19 protein-coding genes and 1 pseudogene are annotated in these 22,975 nt (G+C 72.4%); 10 read left to right on the top strand and 10 right to left on the bottom strand.

What is annotated here, in order from left to right:
• Positions 1–24: 24 nt before the first annotated feature.
• Positions 25–498 (bottom strand): MarR family winged helix-turn-helix transcriptional regulator, encoded by a 474-nt coding sequence (locus ACIRD8_RS12570; RefSeq protein WP_403989506.1) that lies wholly within the window; start codon positions 496–498, stop codon positions 25–27.
• A 129-nt stretch (positions 499–627) separates the two neighbouring features.
• Here ACIRD8_RS12570 and ACIRD8_RS12565 point away from each other — a divergent pair, with 129 nt between their 5' ends.
• The 4 genes from ACIRD8_RS12565 to ACIRD8_RS12550 all read left to right on the top strand — a co-directional run bounded on the left by ACIRD8_RS12565 (position 628) and on the right by ACIRD8_RS12550 (position 4,636).
• Positions 628–1,083, top strand: a complete 456-nt coding sequence (locus ACIRD8_RS12565; RefSeq protein ID WP_403989504.1) for a MarR family winged helix-turn-helix transcriptional regulator — start codon at positions 628–630, stop codon at positions 1,081–1,083.
• 326 nt (positions 1,084–1,409) lie between these two features.
• Complete coding sequence (gene tdh, locus ACIRD8_RS12560) at positions 1,410–2,438, top strand: L-threonine 3-dehydrogenase (protein WP_403989502.1); 1,029 nt, start codon at positions 1,410–1,412, stop codon at positions 2,436–2,438.
• A 56-nt stretch (positions 2,439–2,494) separates the two neighbouring features.
• Positions 2,495–3,700, top strand: coding sequence for a glycine C-acetyltransferase (locus tag ACIRD8_RS12555; protein WP_403989500.1), 1,206 nt, complete (start codon positions 2,495–2,497; stop codon positions 3,698–3,700).
• Positions 3,701–3,730: 30 nt separating this feature from the next.
• A complete protein-coding gene (locus ACIRD8_RS12550; RefSeq protein ID WP_403989498.1) occupies positions 3,731–4,636 on the top strand; it encodes a LysR family transcriptional regulator in 906 nt (301 codons plus the stop codon).
• 24 nt (positions 4,637–4,660) lie between these two features.
• Here ACIRD8_RS12550 and ACIRD8_RS12545 read toward each other — a convergent pair whose 3' ends face one another.
• Complete coding sequence (locus ACIRD8_RS12545) at positions 4,661–5,047, bottom strand: VOC family protein (protein WP_403989496.1); 387 nt, start codon at positions 5,045–5,047, stop codon at positions 4,661–4,663.
• 84 nt (positions 5,048–5,131) lie between these two features.
• Between ACIRD8_RS12545 and ACIRD8_RS12540 the strand changes: the two genes are divergently transcribed.
• Both ACIRD8_RS12540 and ACIRD8_RS12535 read left to right on the top strand, forming a co-directional pair.
• The gene (locus tag ACIRD8_RS12540) at positions 5,132–5,758 is read left to right on the top strand and encodes a nucleoside/nucleotide kinase family protein (RefSeq protein WP_403989494.1); all 627 of its coding nucleotides are present in this window, start codon (positions 5,132–5,134) and stop codon (positions 5,756–5,758) included.
• An 81-nt stretch (positions 5,759–5,839) separates the two neighbouring features.
• On the top strand, positions 5,840–6,970 hold the full coding sequence (locus ACIRD8_RS12535; RefSeq protein WP_403989492.1) for a M24 family metallopeptidase: 1,131 nt from the start codon (positions 5,840–5,842) through the stop codon (positions 6,968–6,970).
• Positions 6,971–6,994: 24 nt separating this feature from the next.
• Here the strand turns inward: ACIRD8_RS12535 and ACIRD8_RS12530 are convergent.
• Together ACIRD8_RS12530 and treZ are read right to left on the bottom strand one after the other, a co-directional pair.
• Positions 6,995–8,010 (bottom strand): annotated as a pseudogene (locus ACIRD8_RS12530) (aldo/keto reductase).
• Between the two features lie 83 nt (positions 8,011–8,093).
• The gene (gene treZ, locus ACIRD8_RS12525) at positions 8,094–9,854 is read right to left on the bottom strand and encodes a malto-oligosyltrehalose trehalohydrolase (protein WP_403989490.1); all 1,761 of its coding nucleotides are present in this window, start codon (positions 9,852–9,854) and stop codon (positions 8,094–8,096) included.
• Positions 9,855–10,045: 191 nt separating this feature from the next.
• Between treZ and ACIRD8_RS12520 the strand changes: the two genes are divergently transcribed.
• Positions 10,046–11,425 carry a GH1 family beta-glucosidase gene (locus ACIRD8_RS12520; protein ID WP_403989488.1) on the top strand — a complete coding sequence of 460 codons (1,380 nt, stop codon included), beginning with the start codon at positions 10,046–10,048 and terminating at the stop codon, positions 11,423–11,425.
• On the opposite strand, the gene ACIRD8_RS12515 is transcribed toward ACIRD8_RS12520, so the two are convergent.
• Positions 11,413–12,321 carry a GNAT family N-acetyltransferase gene (locus tag ACIRD8_RS12515; protein ID WP_403989487.1) on the bottom strand — a complete coding sequence of 303 codons (909 nt, stop codon included), beginning with the start codon at positions 12,319–12,321 and terminating at the stop codon, positions 11,413–11,415. The two genes, ACIRD8_RS12520 and ACIRD8_RS12515, sit on opposite strands and share 13 nt — an antisense overlap.
• Positions 12,322–12,523: 202 nt before the next feature.
• Positions 12,524–13,483 (bottom strand): GNAT family N-acetyltransferase, encoded by a 960-nt coding sequence (locus ACIRD8_RS12510; RefSeq protein ID WP_403989486.1) that lies wholly within the window; start codon positions 13,481–13,483, stop codon positions 12,524–12,526.
• 164 nt (positions 13,484–13,647) lie between these two features.
• Here ACIRD8_RS12510 and ACIRD8_RS12505 point away from each other — a divergent pair, with 164 nt between their 5' ends.
• On the top strand, positions 13,648–14,214 hold the full coding sequence (locus tag ACIRD8_RS12505; protein WP_403989484.1) for an FHA domain-containing protein: 567 nt from the start codon (positions 13,648–13,650) through the stop codon (positions 14,212–14,214).
• Between the two features lie 133 nt (positions 14,215–14,347).
• Here ACIRD8_RS12505 and treY read toward each other — a convergent pair whose 3' ends face one another.
• On the bottom strand, positions 14,348–16,741 hold the full coding sequence (gene treY, locus ACIRD8_RS12500; protein WP_403989482.1) for a malto-oligosyltrehalose synthase: 2,394 nt from the start codon (positions 16,739–16,741) through the stop codon (positions 14,348–14,350).
• Between the two features lie 97 nt (positions 16,742–16,838).
• Entirely contained in the window at positions 16,839–18,995 is a 2,157-nt protein-coding gene (gene glgX, locus ACIRD8_RS12495) for a glycogen debranching protein GlgX (RefSeq protein WP_403989480.1), read from the bottom strand.
• A 379-nt stretch (positions 18,996–19,374) separates the two neighbouring features.
• On the opposite strand from glgX, the gene ACIRD8_RS12490 reads away from it, so the two are divergent.
• Both ACIRD8_RS12490 and ACIRD8_RS12485 read left to right on the top strand, forming a co-directional pair.
• Positions 19,375–20,607, top strand: a complete 1,233-nt coding sequence (locus tag ACIRD8_RS12490; protein WP_129266171.1) for an SAV2148 family HEPN domain-containing protein — start codon at positions 19,375–19,377, stop codon at positions 20,605–20,607.
• A 78-nt stretch (positions 20,608–20,685) separates the two neighbouring features.
• Positions 20,686–21,399 carry an exonuclease domain-containing protein gene (locus ACIRD8_RS12485; protein WP_403989478.1) on the top strand — a complete coding sequence of 238 codons (714 nt, stop codon included), beginning with the start codon at positions 20,686–20,688 and terminating at the stop codon, positions 21,397–21,399.
• 81 nt (positions 21,400–21,480) lie between these two features.
• On the opposite strand, the gene ACIRD8_RS12480 is transcribed toward ACIRD8_RS12485, so the two are convergent.
• Together ACIRD8_RS12480 and ACIRD8_RS12475 are read right to left on the bottom strand one after the other, a co-directional pair.
• Entirely contained in the window at positions 21,481–21,888 is a 408-nt protein-coding gene (locus tag ACIRD8_RS12480) for a DUF4333 domain-containing protein (RefSeq protein ID WP_403989476.1), read from the bottom strand.
• Positions 21,889–21,998: 110 nt separating this feature from the next.
• A complete protein-coding gene (locus ACIRD8_RS12475; protein WP_403989474.1) occupies positions 21,999–22,865 on the bottom strand; it encodes a phosphotransferase in 867 nt (288 codons plus the stop codon).
• Positions 22,866–22,975: the final 110 nt, after the last annotated feature.

Below are 22,975 nucleotides of genomic sequence, written 5' to 3'. Positions count from 1 at the left end.
GCACGGCGATGACCGGCGGAGTGGTCAGCCGGCGGGGGAGTGGAGGTGCCGGTTCAGTGACGTCAGCGCGCCCAGGGCCGCACCGAGGGCGTCGAGCTCTCCCTCGGTGAGCGTGTGCAGCACCCGTGCCAGATGGCTCTCCTTGAGCGCACGCGCCTCGGCGAGCCTCTCCCGGGCCGTGGGCGTGGGGTGCAGATGGGCGACCCGCCTGTCGGCGGTGTCCTGCCGGCGCTCCAGCAGTCCCAGGTCGGTGAGCTGGGAGACGAGTGCGCTGACGTTGTTCGGCTTCATCAGGAGCGCTTCGGCCGTCTCCCTGACGGTGATCCCTTCGCGCTCCTCGACGAGGAACAGCAGGGCCAGCTGGCCGTCGGGCAGCCGGGGGTGCGGAAACCCGTGCGCCACCTGCCGCTCCAGACCCCGGTGCAGCGCAGGCAGGGACGCCACGAGCGCGGAGGCCACGCGGTCGATCTCCTGGGCGGGCGGGGTGGGGTCGGGCACCCCCGCAGCATAGGTACGGAAGGATAGGTATGTCAACATACTTAAACGCGGTGTCATCCCGGCGGGAGCCGGATGGTATATGTGCGGGGGAAGCCCCGAGGTGCCGCGAACGCGGTCGAGAGAGAGACCGTGGACAAGCCGACGCACTTGATCGAGTTCGAGACGATGCTCCTCGGGCGGCACCTCCAGCCGGGCGCACCCCGGTCACGGCGGGGCGGCGGGCACCTCGACCGCAGCGCGTACACCCTGCTGAGCCGGATCCGTATGGAAGGCCCGATGTCCATCGGGCAGCTCAGCGACGCCTTCGGTCTCGACGCCTCCACCCTGAACCGGCAGACCGCCGCCATGCTGCGGGGCGGTCTGGTCGAACGCATCCCGGACCCCGACGGGGGTATCGCCCGGAAGTTCCGCATCACCGGTGCGGGTGAACGCAGTCTCGACGCGGAGCGCGAGGGGAACATCAGCGGCCTCGAACGGGTCATGGCCGGCTGGTCGCCCGACGAGGTCGCCGGCTTCGCCGCGTACCTCAAGCGCTTCAACAGCGACATCGAGGCCCTCGACGGACGGCCCTGGCCCCGGCCCTGAACGCACGGCACCCGTCACTCCGTCACGTCACACCTGGGTCCCGCCCGTCCCGCGGGCGCAGCGGCCCGCCGGAACCCCGTCCCGGGCGGGCCCCGTGCGACGGCGTGAAGCGCAGCTGCGGCGGCGCTTAAGAAATCCTCGATGGACCTGGGCTCCGGTGTGCGGCAGTGTCTCCGTGACGGCAGCGAGCAGCGCCTGTGGCCGGTGGGACGGCCTACGCGTCTGCCCTGCATCGTCCGCCGTCACCCCCCGAGCACCCCGGGCCGCAGGCCGCCTTCGGCATGCCCCCGGCCCGGGGCCGTCACCAGGTACAGGGAGCCGCAGCCGTGAAGGCACTCGTGAAGCACAAGGCCGAGCCGGGACTGTGGCTGATGGACGTGCCGGAGCCGGAGACCGGCCCCGGGGACGTGCTGATCAAGGTGCTGCGCACCGGGATCTGCGGCACCGACCTGCACATCCGCGACTACGACGGCTGGGCGCAGCAGGCCGTGCGCACCCCGCTCGTGCTGGGCCACGAGTTCGTCGGCGAGGTCGCCGCGACCGGCGCGGACGTCGTCGACATCGAGGTGGGCGACCTGGTCAGCGGCGAGGGCCACCTGGTCTGCGGGAAGTGCCGCAACTGTCTCGCCGGGCGCCGGCACCTGTGCCGCTCCACCCTCGGGCTCGGGGTCGGCCGGGACGGGGCGTTCGCCGAGTACCTGGCGCTGCCCGCGTCCAACGTCTGGGTGCACCGGGACAAGGTCGACCTCGACGTCGCCGCGATCTTCGACCCGTTCGGCAACGCCGTGCACACGGCGCTGTCCTTCCCGCTGGTCGGCGAGGACGTGCTGATCACCGGTGCGGGCCCCATCGGCATCATGGCCGCCGCCGTCGCCCGCCATGCGGGCGCCCGCAACGTCGTCATCACCGATGTCAGCGAGGCCCGGCTCGACCTGGCCAGGAAGGTCGGGGTGGACCTCGCCCTGAACGTCGGCGGCGCGACCATCGCCGACGGCCAGCGCCGACTGGGCCTGCGTGAGGGCTTCGACATCGGCCTGGAGATGTCCGGACGTCCCGAGGCCATGCGGGACATGATCGCGAACATGACGCACGGCGGCCGGATCGCGATGCTCGGACTGCCGTCCGCCGAATTCCCCGTCGACTGGTCCCGCATCGTCACCTCGATGCTCACGATCAAGGGCATCTACGGCCGCGAGATGTACGAGACCTGGTACGCCATGTCCGTACTCCTGGAGGGCGGGCTCGACCTCGCCCCGGTGATCACCGGCCGGTACGGCTACCGCGACTTCGAGGCCGCGTTCGACGACGCCGCGAGCGGTCTCGGCGGCAAGGTCCTGCTCGACTGGTCCGCCTGAAGCTCCGCGCCCCGAAGCTCCTCGTACGCACCTGTATCCACCTGGGAGAGACCCACATGTTCGACTCCGTACGCGACGACCTGCGCACCACCCTCGACGAGATCCGCGACGCCGGGCTCCAGAAGCCCGAGCGTGTGATCGGCACCCCGCAGTCCGCCACCGTCGCCGTCACCGCCGGAGGCCGCGCCGGTGAGGTGCTCAACTTCTGCGCCAACAACTACCTGGGCCTCGCCGACCACCCCGAGGTCGTCGCCGCCGCCCACGAGGCGCTGGACCGCTGGGGCTACGGGCTGGCCTCCGTCCGCTTCATCTGCGGCACCCAGGAGGTCCACAAGGAGCTGGAGCAGCGGCTTTCCGCCTTCCTCGGGCAGGAGGACACGATCCTCTACTCCTCCTGCTTCGACGCCAACGGCGGAGTCTTCGAGACGCTCCTCGGCCCCGAGGACGCGGTGATCTCCGACGCCCTGAACCACGCCTCCATCATCGACGGGATCCGCCTCTCCAAGGCGAAGCGGTACCGGTACGCCAACCGCGACATGGCCGACCTGGAGCAGCAGCTCAAGGAGGCCTCCGGGGCCCGTCGCCGGCTCGTCGTCACCGACGGCGTCTTCTCCATGGACGGCTACGTCGCCCCGCTGGCCGAGATCTGCGACCTCGCCGACCGCTACGACGCCATGGTGATGGTCGACGACTCGCACGCCGTCGGCTTCGTCGGCCCCGGCGGCCGGGGCACCCCCGAACTGCACGGGGTCATGGACCGCGTCGACATCATCACCGGCACGCTCGGCAAGGCACTGGGCGGCGCGTCCGGCGGTTACGTCGCCGCGCGCGCCGAGATCGTCGCGCTGCTGCGCCAGCGCTCGCGCCCGTACCTCTTCTCCAACTCGCTCGCCCCGGTCATCGCCGCCGCCTCCCTCAAGGTCATCGACCTGCTGGAGTCCGCGGGCGACCTGCGCGAGCGGCTCGCCGCCAACACCGCGCTCTTCCGCTCCCGGATGACCGGGGAGGGCTTCGACATCCTGCCCGGCGACCACGCCATCGCCCCCGTGATGATCGGCGACGCCGCGAAGGCGGGCCGGATGGCGGAGCTGCTCCTGGAGCGCGGTGTGTACGTGATCGGGTTCTCCTACCCCGTCGTCCCGCAGGGCGCCGCGCGCATCCGCGTCCAGCTCTCCGCCGCGCACTCCACCGACGACGTCAACCGCGCGGTGGACGCGTTCGTCGACGCCCGGGCCGCGCTGGAGGCGGAGGCGCAGGCGTAGAACCGTCTCACGATCTGGGATCATGGGCGCATGATCGATGCACGGCGGCTGCGCATTCTCCGTGCGGTGGCGGACCACCGCACGGTGACCGCCGCGGCCGCCGCGCTGTATCTGACCCCCTCCGCGGTCTCCCAGCAGCTCGCCGCCCTGGAGCAGGAGACCGGCCACCGGCTGGTCGAGCGCGGGGCGCGGGGAGCACGGCTGACCGTCGCCGGGGAGATCCTGCTGACCCACGCCAACGCGGTCCTCGCCCAGCTGGAGCGGGCCGAGGCGGAGCTCGCCGACTACAGCGCGGGTGTCGCGGGGACGGTCACGGTCGCCGCGTTCGCCACGGGGATCGGGCTCGTCCTCGCCCCGGCGATCGCCGAACTCACCCGCACCGCCCCCGGCATCCGGGTCCGGGTGCAGGACGCCGAGGGCGACGCCAGCGTGCCGATGGTGCTGGACCGGCAGGTCGACGTGGCGGTCGCCGTCGAATACCGGGGCGCGCCCGGTGACGACGACCGGCGGCTGACCCGGGTGCCGCTGTACTCCGAGCCCTTCGACGCGGTGCTGCCGGTCGGCCACCGCCTCGCGGACCAGGACCACGTCGCCGTCGCCGATCTCGCCAAGGACGTGTGGATCGGCCCGTACCCCGGCAACCCCTGCCATGACGTGGTGGTCCTGGCCTGCGAGTACGCGGGCTTCGAACCCCTGCTGGAGCACTCCTCCGACGACTTCCACGCCGTCGTCGCGCTGGCCGGGGCGGGCGCGGGGGTGGCGCTGGTGCCCCGCTCGGCGCTGCGCGGCACGGAGCTCGGCGGGGTCGTCGTACGGCCCGTGGAGGGCGTCGCCCCGACCCGGCGCGTCTTCGCCGCCGTACGCCGGGGCGCCGAGGGCCACCCGCTGATCAGGCCGGTCCTGGAAGCACTGCGCGCGGCGGCCGGCCCGGCCTAGCGGGGGTCGCGGACCGCTGGGGGCTCACGCGGGCTGCAGCAGGTCCCACCGGTTGCCGTAGAGGTCCTCGAACACCGCGACGGAGCCGTACGTCTCGTGCCTCGGCTCCTCCAGGAAGCGGACGCCGGCCGCCCGCATCCGCTCGTGGTCGCCCGCGAAGTCCTCCGTGTGCAGGAAGAAGCCGACCCGGCCGCCCGTCTGCGCCCCGACGGCCGCCTCCTGGGCCCTGTCCTTGGCGCGCGCCAGCAGCAGTCCCGTGCCCGTGGTGCCCCGCGGCCGCACGACCACCCAGCGGGAGCCGTCGCCCCGGTCCGTGTCCTCCACCAACTCGAACCCGAGGGCGTCGGTGTAGAAGGCGAGGGCCTCGTCGTAGTCGCGGACGACCAGCGTGACCAGGGCGATGTGGGACATGGGGAACCTCGTCGGTGTGCGGACGCTGCATGAGTTATACGTAACACTAACGCCTTCCCTTTTTGTTTGGGGACAATGCCCGCCATGGACACGAGCGACCTTGCCACGCTGACGGACCGGGCCCGCGGTCTCGCCGCCACCGGCGGCCGCCGCATCCTCGGGATCGCGGGGCCGCCCGGCGCCGGGAAGTCCACGCTGGCCGCCCGCATCACCGAACGGCTCGGCGGCCGCGCGGTCCTCGTCCCGATGGACGGCTTCCACCTGGCCGGAGCGGAGCTGGAACGCCTCGGCCGGGCCGGCCGCAAGGGCGCCCCCGACACCTTCGACGCCGCCGGCTACGCGGCCCTGCTCCGGCGGCTGCGCCACCCCGGAGGCCAGGACCCGGTGTACGCGCCCGCCTTCGACCGGGCGCTGGAGGAGCCGGTCGCCGGGTCCGTGTGCGTCGCCCCGGACATCCCGCTCGTCGTGACCGAGGGCAACTACCTGCTGCTGGACGAGGGCCCCTGGGCGCCGGTGCGCGGTCTGCTGGACGAGGTGTGGTTCCTGGACGCCGATCCGGGGCTGCGGGTGAGCCGGCTCGTGGACCGGCATGTGCGCTTCGGCAAGCCGCGCCCGTACGCCGAGCGTTGGGTCGCCGGATCCGACGAGCGCAACGCCCGGCTGGTCGAGCGGCACCGGGACCGCGCCGACCTCGTCGTACGGCTGCGCTGAACCGGGTGCGGCGCGCCCGGAATCACGCTCGCGTCCGGCCGGGCAGGATGCTGAGTGCCGCGTCCCCGCCAGGAGGTCCTCATGCCCAGCACCGACCAGCCCGTGCCCTTCACCGCCGACGACTACCGGGCCAGGATGACCCGCGCGGCCGAGTCCGCCGAAGCCGCAGGCCTGGCCGGTGTCCTCGTGGCGCCGGGCCCCGACATGGTCCACCTCACCGGCTACCGGCCGACCGCGGACACCGAGCGCCTCACCCTGCTCGTCCTGAGGGCGGGTCACGACCCCGTGCTCGTCGTCCCGGCCCTGGAGGCGGCCGACGCGGAACGCGCGGCAGGCGCCCCGGCCCTCACCCTGAGGGACTGGACCGACGCCGCGAACCCCTACACCCTGACCGCCGGACTCCTGCACGCCAAGGGCCGGTTCGGGATCAGCGACAACGCCTGGGCGCTGCACCTGCTGGCCCTCCACAAGCTCCTGCCCGACACCTCCTACGCCTCGCTCACCGACGCCCTGCCCATGCTGCGGGCGGTCAAGGACCCGGCCGAGCTGGAACGGCTCGCCGCCGCCGGGGCCGCCGCCGACGCGACGTACGAGCAGATCCTGAAGGTCCGCTTCTCGGGGCGGCGGGAGAGCGAGGTGGCCGCCGACCTGGCCGCGCTGCTCATCGAGCACGGGCACTCCCAGGTCGACTTCACCGTGGTGGGATCCGGCCCCAACGGCGCCAACCCGCACCATGAGGCGGGCGACCGCACCATCGAGGGCGGTGACATGGTCGTCCTGGACTTCGGCGGGCTGAAGCACGGCTACGGCTCCGACACCTCCCGTACGGTCCATGTCGGCGAACCCACCGCCGAGGAGCAGCGGGTCCACGACGTCGTACGGGAGGCGCAGGAGGCCGGCTGCCGTGCCGTGCGGCCCGGGGCGGCCTGCCAGGACATCGACCGGGCGGCCCGTGCCGTCATCACCGAATTCGGCTATGGCGAACGCTTCATCCACCGCACCGGCCACGGCATCGGCGTCACCACCCATGAGCCGCCCTACATGATCGAGGGCGGGGAGCAGCCGCTGGTCCCCGGGATGTGCTTCTCCGTGGAGCCGGGCATCTACCTCCCGGGCCGGTTCGGCGTCCGTATCGAGGACATCGTCACGGTCACGGAGAGCGGGGGCAGGCGGCTGAACACGACCGCGCGCGAACTGGCGATCGTCGAGTAGGCCCCACTGCCCGGCCCCCGGCCCTCAGTCCTGCGGCTCGCGGGCGCGGAACCGGTGCAGCACGTCGTACGGATAGGGCAGCGGACGCTCGCTCGCCCCGTCCAGCCGCGCCGTCTGGTCCGGTGTCAGCTCCCAGCCCGCCGCGCCGAGGCCGTCGGTCAGTTGCGCGACCGTGCGCACCCCGACGATCGGTGCCGTGACCCCGGGGCGTCCGAGCAGCCAGCGCAGGGCGACCTGCGCGGGCGTGCGCCCGGCCTCATCGGCGACCGCGACGACCGCCTCGACGACCCGCCAGGTCTCCTCGTTGTCCCGTTCCCGCCAGGCCTCGCGTCCCAGCTCCTGCTGGTAGCGGGCCTCGCGGGTGCCGGGCTCCACCGCCGTCATGCCCCGCCGGTACTTGCCCGTCAGCCAGCCTCCCTGGAGCGGGCTCCACGGGATGATGCCGACGCCTCCGCGAGGCTCACCGGGGTGAGCTCCCACTCGACCTCGCGCGCCAGCAGGTTGTAGAGCGGCTGGAGGCTGACGTAGGGCTCCCAGCCGTTGCGGTGGGCCAGGTCCTGGGAGCGCTGGAGCTGGGACGCGGAGAGGTTGCTCGCGCCGAGATAGCGGACCTTTCCCGCCTTCACCAGCGTGTCCAGTGTGGAGAGCGTCTCCTCCACCGGCGTCGTCGCGTCCCACACATGCGTCTGGTACAGGTCGATGTGGTCCGTGCCGAGCCGCCGCAGGCTCTCCTCCACGGCCCGCACGATGTGCTTGCGGCTCAGCCCGCCCGCGTTCGGCGCCTCGCCCATCGTGCCGAACACCTTGGTGGCGATGACGAGTTCGTCGCGGCGACGCCCCTTCAGCCAGCGGCCGATGATCTCCTCGGAGACACCCCGCTGGTAGACGTCCGCGGTGTCGATGAACGTCCCGCCGGCCTCCGTGAAGGTGTCGAGGACGCGGTGCGCCTCGGCCTCGTCGGTGTCCTGGCCGAAGGTCATGGTGCCGAGGCAGAGCTCGCTGACGCGCAGCCCCGAACGGCCCAGGAATCGCTGCTGCATGGTTCCCCCTCTTCCGGATCCGGTCCACCCGGACCCGGTCCGGACCATATGTGTTGAAGTACACGCGAGCGCAAGGGAGTTGTTCAGTCGTCGGCCAGCACCACGCACGACTCCGGGGGCAGGTGCAGCACACCGTCCGCTCCGGGGGCCTCGGTGCGCTCCCACGCGGCCAGCACCCTGCCCCGGCCGGCCCGGTGCCGGCCGGCTCCCAGCGGGATGGCGGCGGGCTTCCCGGAGAGGTTGACCGCGACCCGCAGATCGCCCCGCCGGTAGGCGATCCAGCGGGCCTCCTCGTCGTACGCCGTCCGCACCGACGCCAGGTCGGGGTCGGAGAGGTCCGGCAGGGCGTGGCGCAGGGCGATCAGCTCGCGGTACCAGGCGAGCAGCCGGGTGTGCGGCTCCCGCTCCGGTTCGCTCCAGTCGAGACAGGAGCGGGCCCGGGTGTCCGGGTCCTGCGGATCGGGGATGTCCTCCTCGGCCCAGCCGTGCGCCGCGAACTCCCGTCGTCTGCCGTTGCGCACGGCCTCCGCGAGACCGGGGTCGGTGTGGTCGGTGAAGAACTGCCAGGGCGTGCGGGCGCCCCACTCCTCGCCCATGAAGAGCATCGGGGTGAACGGCCCGGTGAGCACGAGCGCCGCGGCGCACGCCTGGAGCCCCGGGGAGAGCCCGGCGGCGAGCCGGTCGCCGAGGGCGCGGTTGCCGATCTGGTCGTGGGTCTGGGCGTAGCCGACGAAGCGGTGGGCGGGCGTCCGGGTGACGTCCACCGGGCGGCCGTGCGCGCGGTCGCGGAAGCTGGAGTACGTACCGTTGTGGAAGAAAGCCCTGGTCACGGTCTTGGCGAGGGCGGCCAGCGGGGCGGTCGCGAAGTCGGCGTAATACCCCTGGGACTCGCCGGTGAGCGCGGTGTGCAGGGCGTGGTGGAAGTCGTCGTTCCACTGGCCGTGCAGCCCGACGCCGCCCTCCGAGCGCGGGGTGGTCGTCCTCGGGTCGCAGAGATCGGACTCCGCGATCAGCCCGAGCGGTCTGCCGAGCTCCGAGGCCAGCGCGTCGACGGAGGTGGACAGCTCCTCCAGGAAGGTGAGCGCCCTGCCGTCGGCCAGCGCGTGGACGGCGTCCAGGCGCAGGCCGTCCAGGCGGTAGTCCCGCAGCCAGGCGAGCGCGCTGCCCAGGAGGTAGGCGCGCACCTCGTCCGATCCTGGGGCGTCGAGATTGACGGCCGAACCCCAGGGGGTGTGGTGCGTGTCCGTGAAGTACGGGCCGAACGCCGGGAGGTAGTTGCCCGAGGGGCCCAGATGGTTGTGGACCACGTCCAGGACGACCGCGAGACCCAGCCCGTGCGCCGTGTCGACGAAGTGCTTCAGTCCTTCCGGGCCGCCGTACGGCTCGTGCACCGCCCAGAGCGACACTCCCTCGTACCCCCAGCCGTGGGTTCCGGGGAACGGGCAGACGGGCATCAGCTCCACATGGGTGATGCCGAGGTCCACGAGATGCCCGAGCCGCTCCGCCGCGGCGCCGAAGGTCCCCTCCTCCGTGAACGTGCCGACGTGTAGCTCGTACAGGACGGCGCCCGGCAGCCCCCGCCCGGCCCAGACGGTGTGCCAGGTGTGGGCGTCATGGTCGACGACCGCGCTCTCACCGTCCGGTCCGTCCGGCTGGCGCCGGGAGCGCGGATCGGGCAGCACGGGGCCGTTGTCGAGCGAGAAGCCGTAGCGGTCACCGTCCGCCGCCTCGGCCTCCGCCGTCCACCAGCCCGCGCGCAGCGGGTCGCGCTCCATCGGCAGCCGGCCGCCCGCCGTGCACAGCGCGACCGACCCGGCCTCGGGGGCCCACACCTCGAACCGCATTCACCACTCCTCGTCCAGGACCTGATGCCTCGCCGGAGGCCCCATGATCGGCGGAATCCGCACGCACGGCCCCGGGACACCGGAGCGAGCCCCTAGGGTCTGGTCCTGATCATTGCCCTACCGGGTTCTGCTCATACGCGGCGAGCCCGGGCAGTAATTCAAGGTCCCTCTTACGGCTGCTGGAGGCCGAGATGACCGTGCCGACGTTCCCACCCAACTTCCTGTGGGGCGCATCCGCCTCCGCTTTCCAGACGGAGGGGGCCTTCGACACCGACGGCAAGGGGCCCTCCGGCTGGGACGCCTTCGCCGCACAGCCCGGCAGGATCAAGGACGGCACCGACACCACCCGCGGCACCGGCTTCCACGAGCACTACCGCGAGGACGTCGCCCTGCTCGCCGGACTCGGTGCGGACGCGTTCCGCTTCTCCATCAGCTGGCCCCGGGTCGTCCCCGGCGGCAGCGGCGCGCTCAACCCCGCCGGGCTGGACTTCTACGACCGGCTCGTCGACGAACTCTGTGCCCACGGCATCACCCCGGCCCCGACCCTCTACCACTGGGACACCCCGCTCCCGCTGGACGAGGCGGGCGGCTGGCTCAACCGGGACACCGCCTACCGCTTCGCCGAGTACGCGGGGATCGTCGCCGAGCGGCTCGCCGACCGCGTCCCCATGTGGATCACCATCAACGAGCCGGCCGAGGTCACGATGCTCGGCTACGCCCTGGGCGAGCACGCCCCCGGCCGCACCCTCCTCTTCGACGCCCTGCCGGCCGCCCACCACCAGCTGCTGGCGCACGGACTGGCGGTACGGGCGCTGCGCGCCGCCGGCGCGGGCAACATCGGCATCGCGCTCTCGCACACCCCCGTCTGGACGGCGGGGGACTCCGACGAGGACCGCGCGGGAGCGGAGATCTACGACACCCTGACCAACTGGCTGTTCGCCGACCCGGTCCTCACCGGCCGCTACCCCGACGAGGGCTTCGCCGCACTGATGCCGGGCCCGGTCGAGGACGACCTCAAGGTCACCTCCACACCCCTCGACTGGTACGGCGTCAACTACTACAACCCGACCCTCGTCGGCGCCCCCAGGGCCGAGGCGCTCGACTCCTTCTCCGGGTACGAGATGCCCGCCGGGCTCCCCTTCGGGATCCGGGAGATCGAGGGCTACGACACCACCGACTTCGGCTGGCCCGTCGTCCCCGAGGGCCTGGCCGAGACGCTCGGCCAGCTGCGGGACCGCTTCGGTGACCGGCTGCCGCCCGTCTACATCACGGAGAACGGCTGCGCCGTCGACGAGCCCGTCGCCGACGGCCGCCGCATCGCCTTCCTGGAGGGGCACCTGGAGGCGCTGCGTACGGCCATCGACGCCGGAGCCGACGTACGCGGCTACTTCACCTGGTCGCTCACCGACAACGTCGAGTGGACCGAGGGCGCCAGCAAGCGCTTCGGCCTGGTCCACATCGACTACGAGACCCTGCGCAGGACCCCCAAGGAGTCCTACGCGTGGTACCGCGACCTGATCCGCGCCCAGCGGACGGGCGGGTCAGGGGGCGTCGGCGCTCACACCAGGTGAACGCGCTCCTGGGTGATGCGGTGACCGGCCCGGGCGAACGCGCGGGCCATCGGCACGTTGCCCCGGTCGGTGGCCCCCGCGACGGAGGCCGCGCCGTGCTCCACCAGGAAGCGTGTGCACTCCACGAGCAGGTCGTAGCCGTAACCGTGCCCCCGGGCCTCGGGAACGACCCCGATGAAGCCGATGCACGGCCCGCCCGGGTTGTGGGCGGGCACATGGATCCCGGCGAGCGTGCCGTCCGGGGTGTACGCCAGCTGCCACCAGGAGCGGGGCGAGGGGCACCAGTTGAAGAAGTCCAGCTCCTCCCGGGCGGCCCGCTCCGGACCGCCCGCCTCGACGGCGCGCCGGGCGTGGGCGTCCAGCGTCTCGGAGTGCACCCGGCGCAGCACGTCCAGGACCACCGCGTCGTCGGGCTCCTCGCGGAACTCCAGCCGGCCGGGCCGCTCGGGCAGACCGTCGGCGGTGGTCCACTCGTAGCGGTACCGCTCGACCAGCGGTTTCATGCCGGCCGCCTCGGCGGCCGCGATCCGCGCGGAAGCGGCCGCCCGCACCTCGGGCGTCTCCCGCCAGGCGGGCGGCACGATCAGCTCGTACTCGACGGACCACGGGGCGCGGCGCAGCAGTTCGGTGCCCGCGGCGTCCTCGCCCTCGGCGAAGTCGAAGTAGTTGCACAGGACGGGCTCGGTGTCGTCGGGCCCGCCCCACCAGGCCGCCCTGGCGACGACGACGCCGTCGCGCAGGGCCACCCAGGTCCACTCGGGGCGGTACTCGCCGCCCTCGTGCACGGGGGCGTAGCGGTGGCCGAACGCGGCACGGCCGACCAGGGAAGGGCCCTGCAGGGAATGGAAAAGATGTACGTCGCTCGGGGTGAGCGGACGGATGACCGGAACGGTCATGGTGAGGTCCTCCGGGACTCGGCGCCCCCGGTCAGACCGAGTCCGGCACCGTCCTCGGGACGGGGCGGGAGCGCGTGAACGTGATGCTGCGGATGGTGCCGATGTCACGCACGTCTCTCGCCTCCTTCCTTGTCCGGGCGGGCGTCCGGGGCGGGTGTCCGGGCGCCGACACTACGGCTCCCGGCACACCGCGTCCACCGGTTTACGGCTGGTCCCACACCATGTCGAAGGAGCGCTCGAAGTTGACGTAGCCCAGGCGCTCGAAGGACTTCGCCATCGGGACGTTGCCGAGGTCGGTCGCCGCCCTGACGCGCTCCACGTCCTGCGCGGCGAGCACCCGGGTGCCCTCGGCGAGGATGTCGTCGATGTAGCCGTGCCCCCGGTGCGCCGGAAGCACCCCGATGTAGCCGATCATCGGGTGGTAGTTGTTGCGCGCCGGGATGACGAAGCCGACCGGCTCCCCGTCCGGCAACTCCGCGATCCGCCACCACTCCTGAGGCGTCCTGAGCCCGGCGAACTCCTCGTCGTACTGCTTCTCCGCCGCCTCGCGGGCACTCAGCCCGGATGCCAGGTCCTCCTGGCCGTGCGCGTCCAGGGTGCCTTCCATCACCGGGGTCATCAGCGCGACGAGGTCCTCGCGTCCGGTGACCTGGCGGAACACCAGCCGGCCCGAGTCCTCGGGCACCGGCGTGCCCGCCCGCCACTCCAGGCGCAGCCGCTCGACCAGCAGCCGGGCGCCGGTGGCCTCCATGACCCGTATCCGGGCTTCCACGACCTCGCGCGCGGCGGGGTCCTCGCGCCAGTCCGGGGGGATGTAACGGCCGTACTCCGGCCGGGCGGACCCGGCGGGAACGACGGCGGCGGTCGCCTTCTCCACCAGCTCAAGCCCGATCGCGCCGCGCTCCGGCTCCGGCAGGGCGTCGTCCAGGTCGAAGAAGTCCAGGAGCTGGGGATCGCCGCCGTCCTGGCCGGTCCACCACGCGAGCCGCCCCACGACGTGGTCGCCGCGCAGCGCCACCCACATCCACTCGGGGCGACGGCGTCCCGTCGCGAGGTCATCGGCGAGCTCGTGGTCGAGCACATAGGAAAGCCGCTGGAAGAGACCGAGTTCGTCCGCTCCGGTGAGCGGACGGATGGTCAGTTCCGGTGGTGCAGGGGTCACAGAGTCTCCTCGACGTGTACGCCGCCTCTTTCGGCGGCAGCGCGCGACGATAGCAACTTCCCGGTGGCCGGCGAGCGGTATTTATCCGCTGCCGCCCAGGTCAGGAAGGCCGGAAACGGGCATCGTCTGGACACCTCGGGCCTCTCGGACCGACAATCGGTGCTGTGACGTCCTCCTTCGAGTCCTCCACGTATCCCGCGCGGCTCTCGGACGCCGAGCGCGACCGTGTACTCGGTGTGCTCAGAGACGGCGCCGCACAGGGAAAGCTCTCCCACGACACCTTCCTGCGCCGGATGGAACTGGTCCTGACCGCACGGCGTCCGGAGGAGCTGAAGGCGCTCACCTCGGACCTGGAGCCGGGCGGGCGCTGGTCCCGCGGACTGTTCCGCGCGGTGGGCGGGGTCTCCGCCTTCCCCGCCAGGGTGCGCCGGGCGTGGCAGTCCGAGCGGCTCCCCAAACTCCTGCTGCCGCTGCCCGGTCCGCACCCGCTGCGCATCGGCCGCGACCCGGGCAACGGGCTCCGGCTCAGCCACGAGACGGTGTCGCGGCTGCACGCCGAACTGACCGCGCACGGCAGCCGGTGGATCCTGCGCGACCTGGGCTCGACGAACGGCACCTGCGTCAACGGCCAGCGGGTCGTCGGCGCGGTCGTGGTGCGCGACGGCGACCAGGTGAGCTTCGGCCGGATGTCCTTCCGGCTCATCGCGTCGCTGCCCGTGCCCCCGGCCTGAAGCCGGGGGCGGTGCCTCCACGCCCGCGACGGCACACCGGCCTGCTGCCGCTCGCCCTGCGTGGTGCCGGGCACCCCGGCCGAGGACCGCGACGGGCCTCGGCGCCGTTCCGTACCCGCTCGCGCGACGTACCTCAGCGCCTTTCCGTACCCGCCCGCACCAGCAGCGCCACCGGCCCGTCCGCGAACAGCTCCGCCACCGGCACGACCGGCCCCGTGAACTCCCGCCCGTCCGACAGGAGATCGGCCCACGGCCCCTCGTCGGGCAGCGCCAGCTCCGTATCGCGCCAGCCGCCCTCCTCCTCCAGCCTGAGCGACAGCCGGGTCACGGCCGTGATCACCTCGCCCGACCGGCAGAACGCCAGGCAGTGCGCGGCAGCCGGACCCCGCGCCGTCAGCGGGGCGTAGGTGCCCGACTCGCCGAAGAGCTCCGGGCGCTCCCGGCGCAGGCGCAGCGCCGCCGTGGTCAGCGCGGCCTTCTCGTCGGCGCCCCCGGAGGGCCTGCTGAACGGCCGCCGGTTGTCCGGGTCGACCAGCGCGATGTACTCCCGCTCCGTGCCCTGGTACAGATCGGGCACCCCGGGCATCGTGAGGTGCACCAGGGCGGCCCCCAGCACGTTGGCCCGCACGAAGGGGGCGAGCGTGTCCGCGAACCTGGCCAGCATCGTGCGCTCCTCGCCCGCGTCGCTGCCCGGACCGGCCGCCACGAAGTCGGTCACGGCCCGCTCGTACGCCGGATCCGGCTCGGTCCAGCTGGTGAACAGGCCCGCCTCGCGGCCGGACTTCAGCAGCGCGGGCTCCAGCCTGCCCGCCATCTCACCGGCGGGCAGGCCCACACAGCCGTACGCCGACTGCCAGGCCTGCCAGGCCAGCTGGGGGTCCGGGGCCGGCACGGACGCGGACCTGGACAGCTGCGCCACCAGCGAGGACCACCGCTCGGGGCACTCGGACAGCACCGCGATCCGGGCCCGCAGGTCCCCGCTGCGCTTGGTGTCATGGGTGGTCAGCACCGTGCCGGTGGCCGGCCAGTCCCGGGCGATCCGGGCGCAGAACGCGTGGAACTCCTCCGGGCTCACCGCCGGCCGGCCCGGGTCACCGCCCACCTCGGTCGCCGAGATCAGCGGGACGTAACGGTAGAACGCGGTGTCCTCCACCGACTTGGCGTGCAGCGCGGACGCCGTCTGCGCGAACCGGGCGCAGAACGCCGCGTGCGCCGGCCCGTCACCCAGCCGGCCCAGCGCCAGGTCCCGCACCACGTCGACGGCGTCCGCCTCCTGGGCGACCGAGAACACCGCCCTGGCGTCCCGCACCGCCTCGGCGGGAAGAGTCGACTCCGCGATCTCGGTGAGCGGGCCGCCCGCGGTCACGTACGGCCGGTAGACGGGAACCCGCACCAGCAGCTCGCGCACCGCAGTGTGGAGCGCCCACGGAGCGTGGTCGTGCAGTGCGGTGTCCCCTGCGCACACCTCGGCGGCGAGGCGGGTCAGCCACTCCGTCTCCGCGGCCAGCTCATGGGTGACCACGCGGTACGCCGCACGGCGGACGGTCGCGGTCCAGTAGCCGCCGCGGTCCCCCGGAGGGCCCGCGAAGTCCCGGTAGCGGCCGAGCAGATCCGCCGCCCCCATCGGGTCGGTGAACAGACCGTCGATCCGGTGCAGCGCGTCGTACCCGGTCGTCCCCGCGACCGCCCAGCCGGCCGGCAGGACCTCGTCACCGGTGAGGATCTTCTCCACCACCGTCCACCGCCCCCCGGTGGCGTCGCCGAGCCGCCCGAGATACGCCGCCGGGTCGGCCAGCCCGTCCGGGTGATCGATGCGCAGCCCGTCGACGACCCCGTCGCGGACCAGTTCGAGGATCTTGCCGTGGGTGGCGGCGAACACCTCGGGGTGCTCCACCCGGACACCGATCAGATCGGAGATGGTGAAGAACCGCCGGTAGTTCAGCTCCGTCCTGGCCAGCCGCCACCAGGCGAGCCGGTAGTGCTGGGCGGCCAGCAGCTCCGGCAGCGGGAGGTCCGCCGTGCCCTCGCGCAGGGGGAACTCCAGATCGCCGTGGCGGAGCACGGGAGTGCCGTCGTCCCGGGTGCCCGCCTCGAAGCCGGCGCTCTCCTCGCCGATGCGCCCCGCCAGCACGGGCAGCAGCACCTTCCCGCCGCCCGCCGCCCAGTCGATGTCGAACCAGCGGGCGTACGGCGACTCCGGGCCCTCGCGCAGCACCTCCCAGAGCGGCAGGTTGTGCCGGGGCGCGGCGGCCATGTGGTTCGGCACGATGTCCAGGATCAGCCCGAGGCCGTGGGCGCGTGCCGCACCGGCCAGCTCCCGCAGACCCTCCTCACCGCCGAACGCCGCCCGCACCGTGCTGTGGTCGACGACGTCGTAACCGTGCCCGGACCCCGGCACGGCCTCCAGGACGGGGGACAGGTGCAGATGGGAGACGCCGAGCTCGGCGAGGTACGGCACGGCGTCCGCGGCGGCGGCGAACGGGAAGTCCGGTTGGAGCTGCAGCCGGTACGTGGCGGTGGGCGTCATGGACTCGTACGTACCCAGCCGGACGCCCCTCTCCCACCTTCTGCGCCACCCGGACCGGCCGGACGCGCCCGCCCGGCCGGTCCATCACCCCAACGGCCTACGCCGGACGCTTGAGCACCGTCATGCTCCGCCCGACGAGCGTCACCCGCTCACCCGCCGACACCTTGGGCCCGGCCCCCGGCGGCACCCCGTCCGGGATCGCCGTGTCCACGACGACCTGCCACTGCTTGCCGTGGTTCATCGGAACGGCGAACTCCAGCGTCTCGGCGCCCGCGTTGAACATGAGCAGGAACGAGTCGTCCGAGATCCGCTCACCGCGCGGCCCCGGCTCCGAGATGGCGTGGCCGTTCAGGAAGACCGTCATGGCCTTCGCGTGCGCCGCCTGCCAGTCCCGCTGGGTCATCTCGTCGCCCCTGGGGGTGAACCACGCGATGTCCGACAGCTCGTCGTGCGTGCCCTCCACCGGACGGCCGTGGAAGAAGCGTCTGCGCCGGAAGACCGGGTGGTCGCGGCGCAGCCAGACCATGGCCCGGGTGAACTCCAGCAGGCTCGTGTCCGTACCGCCGCCGTCCTCGTCGCCGTCATCGGCGCGCGAGGCGGCCGCCGGATCGGGCCAGTGGACCCAGGAGAGCTCGTTGTCCTGGCAGTAGCCGTTGTTGTTGCCCCGCTGCGTCCGGGCGAACTCGTCGCCGTGGCTCAGCATGGGCACGCCCTGGGAGAGCATCAGCGTGGCGATGAAGTTGCGCATCTGACGGCTGCGCAGCTCCAGGACCTCCTTGTCGTCGGTGTCCCCCTCCGCCCCGCAGTTCCACGAGCGGTTGTGGCTCTCGCCGTCCCTGTTGCCCTCGCCGTTGGCGTCGTTGCGCTTGTCGTTGTACGAGACCAGGTCGTGCAGCGTGAAGCCGTCGTGGCAGGTGGTGAAGTTGATCGAGGCCAGCGGGCGCCTGCCGTCGTCCTGGTAGAGGTCGGAGGAGCCCGTGAGGCGCCCGGCGAACTCCGCGAGGGTCCGGGGCTCGCCCCGCCACAGGTCCCGCACCGTGTCCCGGTACTTGCCGTTCCACTCGGTCCACAGCGGCGGGAAGTTCCCCACCTGGTAACCGCCCTCGCCCACGTCCCAGGGCTCGGCGATCAGCTTCACCTGACTGACCACCGGGTCCTGCTGCACCAGGTCGAAGAACGAGGACAGCCGGTCCACCTCGTGGAACTGGCGTGCGAGGGTCGCAGCCAGGTCGAAGCGGAAACCGTCCACATGCATCTCGGTCACCCAGTACCGCAGGGAGTCCATGATCAGCTGGAGGACGTGCGGGGACCGCATCAGCAGGGAGTTCCCCGTGCCGGTGGTGTCCATGTAGTACTTCTGGTCGTCCGCCAGCCGGTAGTACGAAGCGTTGTCCAGGCCCCGGAAGGAGAGCGTCGGACCGAGGTGGTTGCCCTCGGCCGTGTGGTTGTAGACCACGTCGAGGATGACCTCGATGCCCGCCTGGTGCAGCGCCTTCACCGCCTGCTTGAACTCCAGCACCTGCTCACCGCGGTCGCCCCAGGAGGCGTACGCGTTGTGCGGGGCGAAGAAGCCGATGGTGTTGTAGCCCCAGTAGTTGGCCAGCCCGGCGTCGGCGAGCCGGTGGTCCTGGACGAACTGGTGCACCGGCATCAGCTCGATCGCGGTGACGCCCAGTTCGGTCAGATGCGCGATGATCTCGGGATGCGCCAGCCCCGCGTACGTGCCGCGCAGCTCCTCGGGCAGGCCCGGGTGGAGCATCGTCAGGCCCTTCACATGGGCCTCGTAGATCACCGTGCGGTGGTAGTCCGTACGGGGGCGGCGGTCGTCTCCCCAGTCGAAGTACGGATTGACCACGACCGAGCTCATCGTGTGCGGCGCCGAGTCGAGGTCGTTGCGCTCGTCCGGCTTGCCGAACGGGTAGCCGTACACCGCCTCGCCCCACTGGATCTGCCCCGAGATCGCACGTGCGTACGGATCGAGGAGCAGCTTCGCGGAATTGCAGCGCTGCCCGCGCTGCGGCTCGTACGGTCCGTGCACCCGGAAGCCGTAGCGCTGCCCCGGCATCACCCCGGGCAGATAGGCGTGACGGACGAAGGCGTCGGTCTCGCGGAGCTCCACCGCCGTTTCTGAACCGTCGTCGTGCAGGAGGCACAACTCGATCCGGTCGGCGGCCTCCGAGAAGACCGCGAAGTTGGTTCCGGCGCCGTCGTACGTGGCGCCGAGGGGATACGCGTGTCCCGGCCAGACCTGCATAGATAGGACTCTTCCACTTCTGATCCGGGTGCTGGGGGTTTTCGCCCCGATACTCCCCGAAAGACGGTCCTGTACCTAGTACGTCGACCGGTGCGGTCGGGTTCCGTCGTGCGATCCCGCCGGGCCGGTCAACCTGGGACACCTCGGTGTCGCCCGGACAGGGGGCCCGGACCGCCGGGCGTCTCCTCCGTCCGGTATGCGGCGTGCGAGGGGGTGCGCAATCACTATGAACCATCTCACTCCACCCGATCTCACCGCAAGGAACGAGCCTGCCGCATAGGGGAGTTGAGTAAGGAGCCTGTGCATCCTGCTGCACCGGCTCCCGCTGCCGGAGTACCCTTCCTTGATCGTTGGTGGGGGAGTGGAAGGCGGTACACGGGTGAGCTCGGGAGGGTTCGAGCTGCCCCCAGGTGACGCGGGTCACGAGGGGGAATCGACCGATGCCCCGCCAGGCGCTGTCTCCCTCGCACAGCCCATGGAGATCGGTGCCGATCTGAACTGGGGAGCGGACGCCTGGAACGAGGTCCGCACGCGGGCCCAGCGCGCCGGGCGGGCGTACATCTGGCTGAATCTGGTGGAACAGCGGCTGCGCGCCGTGGTCTCGGCCGTGATCCGGCCGATCTACGAGCCGGTGCACGGCGAGGACTGGGTGGTGGCCGCCGCGGGGCCCGCGGGGCAGGAGTGGGTGCAGCGCGCCGTCGCGGTCCGGGAGGTCTCGCGCCGCAAGGGCTATCTGCTGGACCCGGCCGACGACAACGTCCTGAGCTTCCTGACGCTGCCGCAGCTGCGTGAGCTGATGGTCCAGCACTGGCCCTGCTTCGAGCCGTACTTCGACGACCGCCGTGAGGTGGAGCTCGCCCTGGACGAGCTGGAGGTCGCGCGCAACGTCGTCTCCCGCAACCGGGCGCTGAACGAGGCCGTCCTGGCGCAGGCCGAACGGGCCTCCGCGCGGCTCCTGGAGATCCTCGGCAGCGGTGCCGCGGTCCCGTCCGCCGAGCGGCTGCCCGTCGACGCCGTCGAGGAGCTGGTCGGCGACCGCTACGCCGACGTGGTCTCCGTCCACCCCGACCGGGTGCGGCTCCAGCGGCAGCTGCCCGCCGAGGACCTGTTCGGCGGGGCCCGCCGGCTGGACGCGATCGGCATCGGGCTCAACCTCCTCACGCAGAACTTCTCGGGGCGCCGGCTCGTCCGCCTCGCCGAGTCGGGCTGCCGGGTCAGGCTGCTGTTCATCAACCCGGCGAGCAGCGCGGTCAAGCGCCGGGAGCGCGAACTGGGGCTCAAGAAGGGCGAGCTGAGCCGGTCCGTGGAGATGAACATCCTCCATATGCGCCGGGTCCGCTCCAAGCTCCGCGACCCGGGCGCCTTCCAGATCCACGTCTTCGACGAGACGCCGCGCTTCACGGCGTACCTGGTGGACGGCGACGGGCCCGACGCGGTGGGGGTCGTCCAGCCGTATCTGCGGCGCGCACGCGGCATGGAGGCGCCCGTGCTGGTGCTGCGCGGCGGGGGTCGTGCGGTGGTCAGGGCGGGGCAGGACAGCGAGCACGGCCTCTTCGAGACGTACCGCGAGGAGTTCGAGTCGGTCTGGACGGACTCCAGGCCCGTCTCCTGACGCCCCTTCCAGCGTTGTCAGTGGTGCGTGCGAGGGTGGTCATCACTTGGGGGAACGCACCACAGAAGGAGGTACGGGATGAGCTGGATCAGCGGGCCGCTGCTGGCGTTCGACCTGGAGACCACGGGTACGGACGTGGAGACCGACCGCGTCGTGACGGCGGCGGTCGTCCGACTCGAGGCGGACGGATCCGTGTCGGAGGAGCGGACCTGGCTGCTCGATCCGGGTGTGGCCATACCCGAACAGGCATCGGCGATCCACGGCATCTCGACGGAACGCGCCCGCGCGCACGGGGCGCCGGCCGCCGCCGCGATCGCGGAGATCGCCGGGGCGGTGGCCGAGGGCCTGCGCTCGGGGACCCCACTGGTGGTAATGAACGCGCGGTACGACCTGTCCCTGCTCGACCGCGAGTGCCGGCGGTACGGGGTGGAGTCGGTCAGCGAGCGCCTGGGTGACGCGCCTTCGCCCGTCATCGACCCCCTGGTGATCGACAAGCACGTCGACAAGTACCGGAAGGGGAAGCGGGCCCTCCACGCCCTGTGCGCCCACTACGGGGTGTCGCTGGAGGACGCGCACGACGCGAGGGCGGACGCCGTGGCCGCGGCCCGGGTGGTACGGCGCATGGGGGAGAAGCACCAGCCCGTCGGAGTGATGGCGCTGGAGGACCTGCACGGCCTCCAGGTGCGCGCGGCGGCGGAGCAGTCGCTCTCCCTGCAGGCCTATCTTCGGCGCACCGCGGACCCGGCGGCGGTCGTCGAACCTGCCTGGCCGCTCATCCCCCGGATGCGATGACCCTGCGGGCCGGCGCATTCCGGGGGAGGGCCGCCCGCCGGAGAGGGGCTCCGGCTCCGGAGCGGCCCGGAAGCCCGGCGGTCAGTTCGTGGCCGGGGTGGGCGTGTTGTCGGCCTTGATGTCGTAGTCGATCTTGTCACCGTTGACCGCGGTGACGGTGACCGTGACACCCAGGGTGCTGCCGTCGGCCGCTTTGAGCGTGCAGCGGGTGGTGGTGCCGACCTTGCCGACGAGGTCATCGGGGCAGGTGACGTCCGGCTTCGGCTGACCCGTGGTGGCGGCCAGCTTCTCGGCCACCGTGTCGCCCAGTTCGGTCGCGGAGACTCTCGGCGCGGAGGATCCGGCGGAGTCCTCGGATCCGGCCGCACCGTCGGACTTCTTCGGTTCGGCGTTCCCGATGGACACCGAGCCCGAGCAGCCGACGAGGAGCGCACCCGCCGCCACCGTCGCGAGACTCCATGCCACCAGGGGCAGTCGGGATATGGTCATGACAAATCTCCACCTTCGAATGGCCTGAACGATCGGAACGAGACAAACAGTCGGCAGCATACGTGTCGGGCCCGGCTCCCTCCCCGTGCTTTCGCGCGGCGCGGCCCCGTTCAGAACGGGTACCAGCGCACCTCGGGGTCGTCCTCGCGCAGGGACGCCACCCTGCGCCGGAACTCCACGAGCGCCTTGGGGTTCGCCGGGGCGTGCTGGGAGACCCATGCGCAGCTCGCCGTCTCGCGGGCGCCGCGCAGCACCGCGCACCCTTCCCAGCTGCGTACGTCCCAGCCGTACGCCTCGGTGAACGCGTCGTAGGCTCCGGCGGGCAGGCCGTAGCGGTCCCGGGACAGCGCCAGGACCACCAGATCGTGCTCGCGCAGGTCGGCGGAGAACGTCTCCAGGTCGACCAGGACCGGTCCGTCCGGGCCGACATGGACGTTGCGGGGGAGCGCGTCACCGTGGATGGGCCCCGGCGTGAGGTGCGGTGCGAGGGCCGCTGCCGCCTTCGCGAAACCGTCGCGCCGGCCGCGCAGATAGTCGGCGTCCGCCGGATCGATCGCGTCGCCCGCGAGCCGCAGCCAGCGCTCGACACCGCCGAGCAGCTCCCGGCGCGGCAGCGTGAAGCCCTCCGGGGCCGGCAGTGCGTGCACCTGGGTGAGCAGCGGGGCCAGGTCGCGCGGTTCGGACGGGCGCACCGCGTCGGGCAGCCGGTGCCACAGGGTCACCGGGTGGCCCTCCACCAGGCGGGCCTCCGCCTCCGCGGCCCGCACGGCGGGTACGCCCGCGTCGGCGAGCCACCGGGCGACGGCCACCTCGCGCTCGGCCCGCTCCCGCAGCTCCGGGTGGTGGGTGGTGTCCCGGCCGACCTTGGCCACCAGGCCGTCGACGGCGAACACCGCGTTCTCGCCCAGCGCGAGGAGCTCCGCACCGGCGGGCAGTCCGGCGGCGGTCAGTACCTCGCGTGCGCGCTTTTCGTCCATGGCCGGATTTTCTCATCTTCGCAGGCCACCTTGACGAACGGGCGGGCCGTCAGCACGATGACGGGGGTCGCCCGGGCGGCCATAGGGGGATGAAACCGATTCAAGGATGA

Origin of the sequence: Streptomyces sp. NPDC102451 (assembly GCF_044765485.1) — a bacterium.
GTDB lineage: Bacteria > Actinomycetota > Actinomycetes > Streptomycetales > Streptomycetaceae > Streptomyces.
This window is presented reverse-complemented; position numbering and strand designations above follow the sequence as displayed.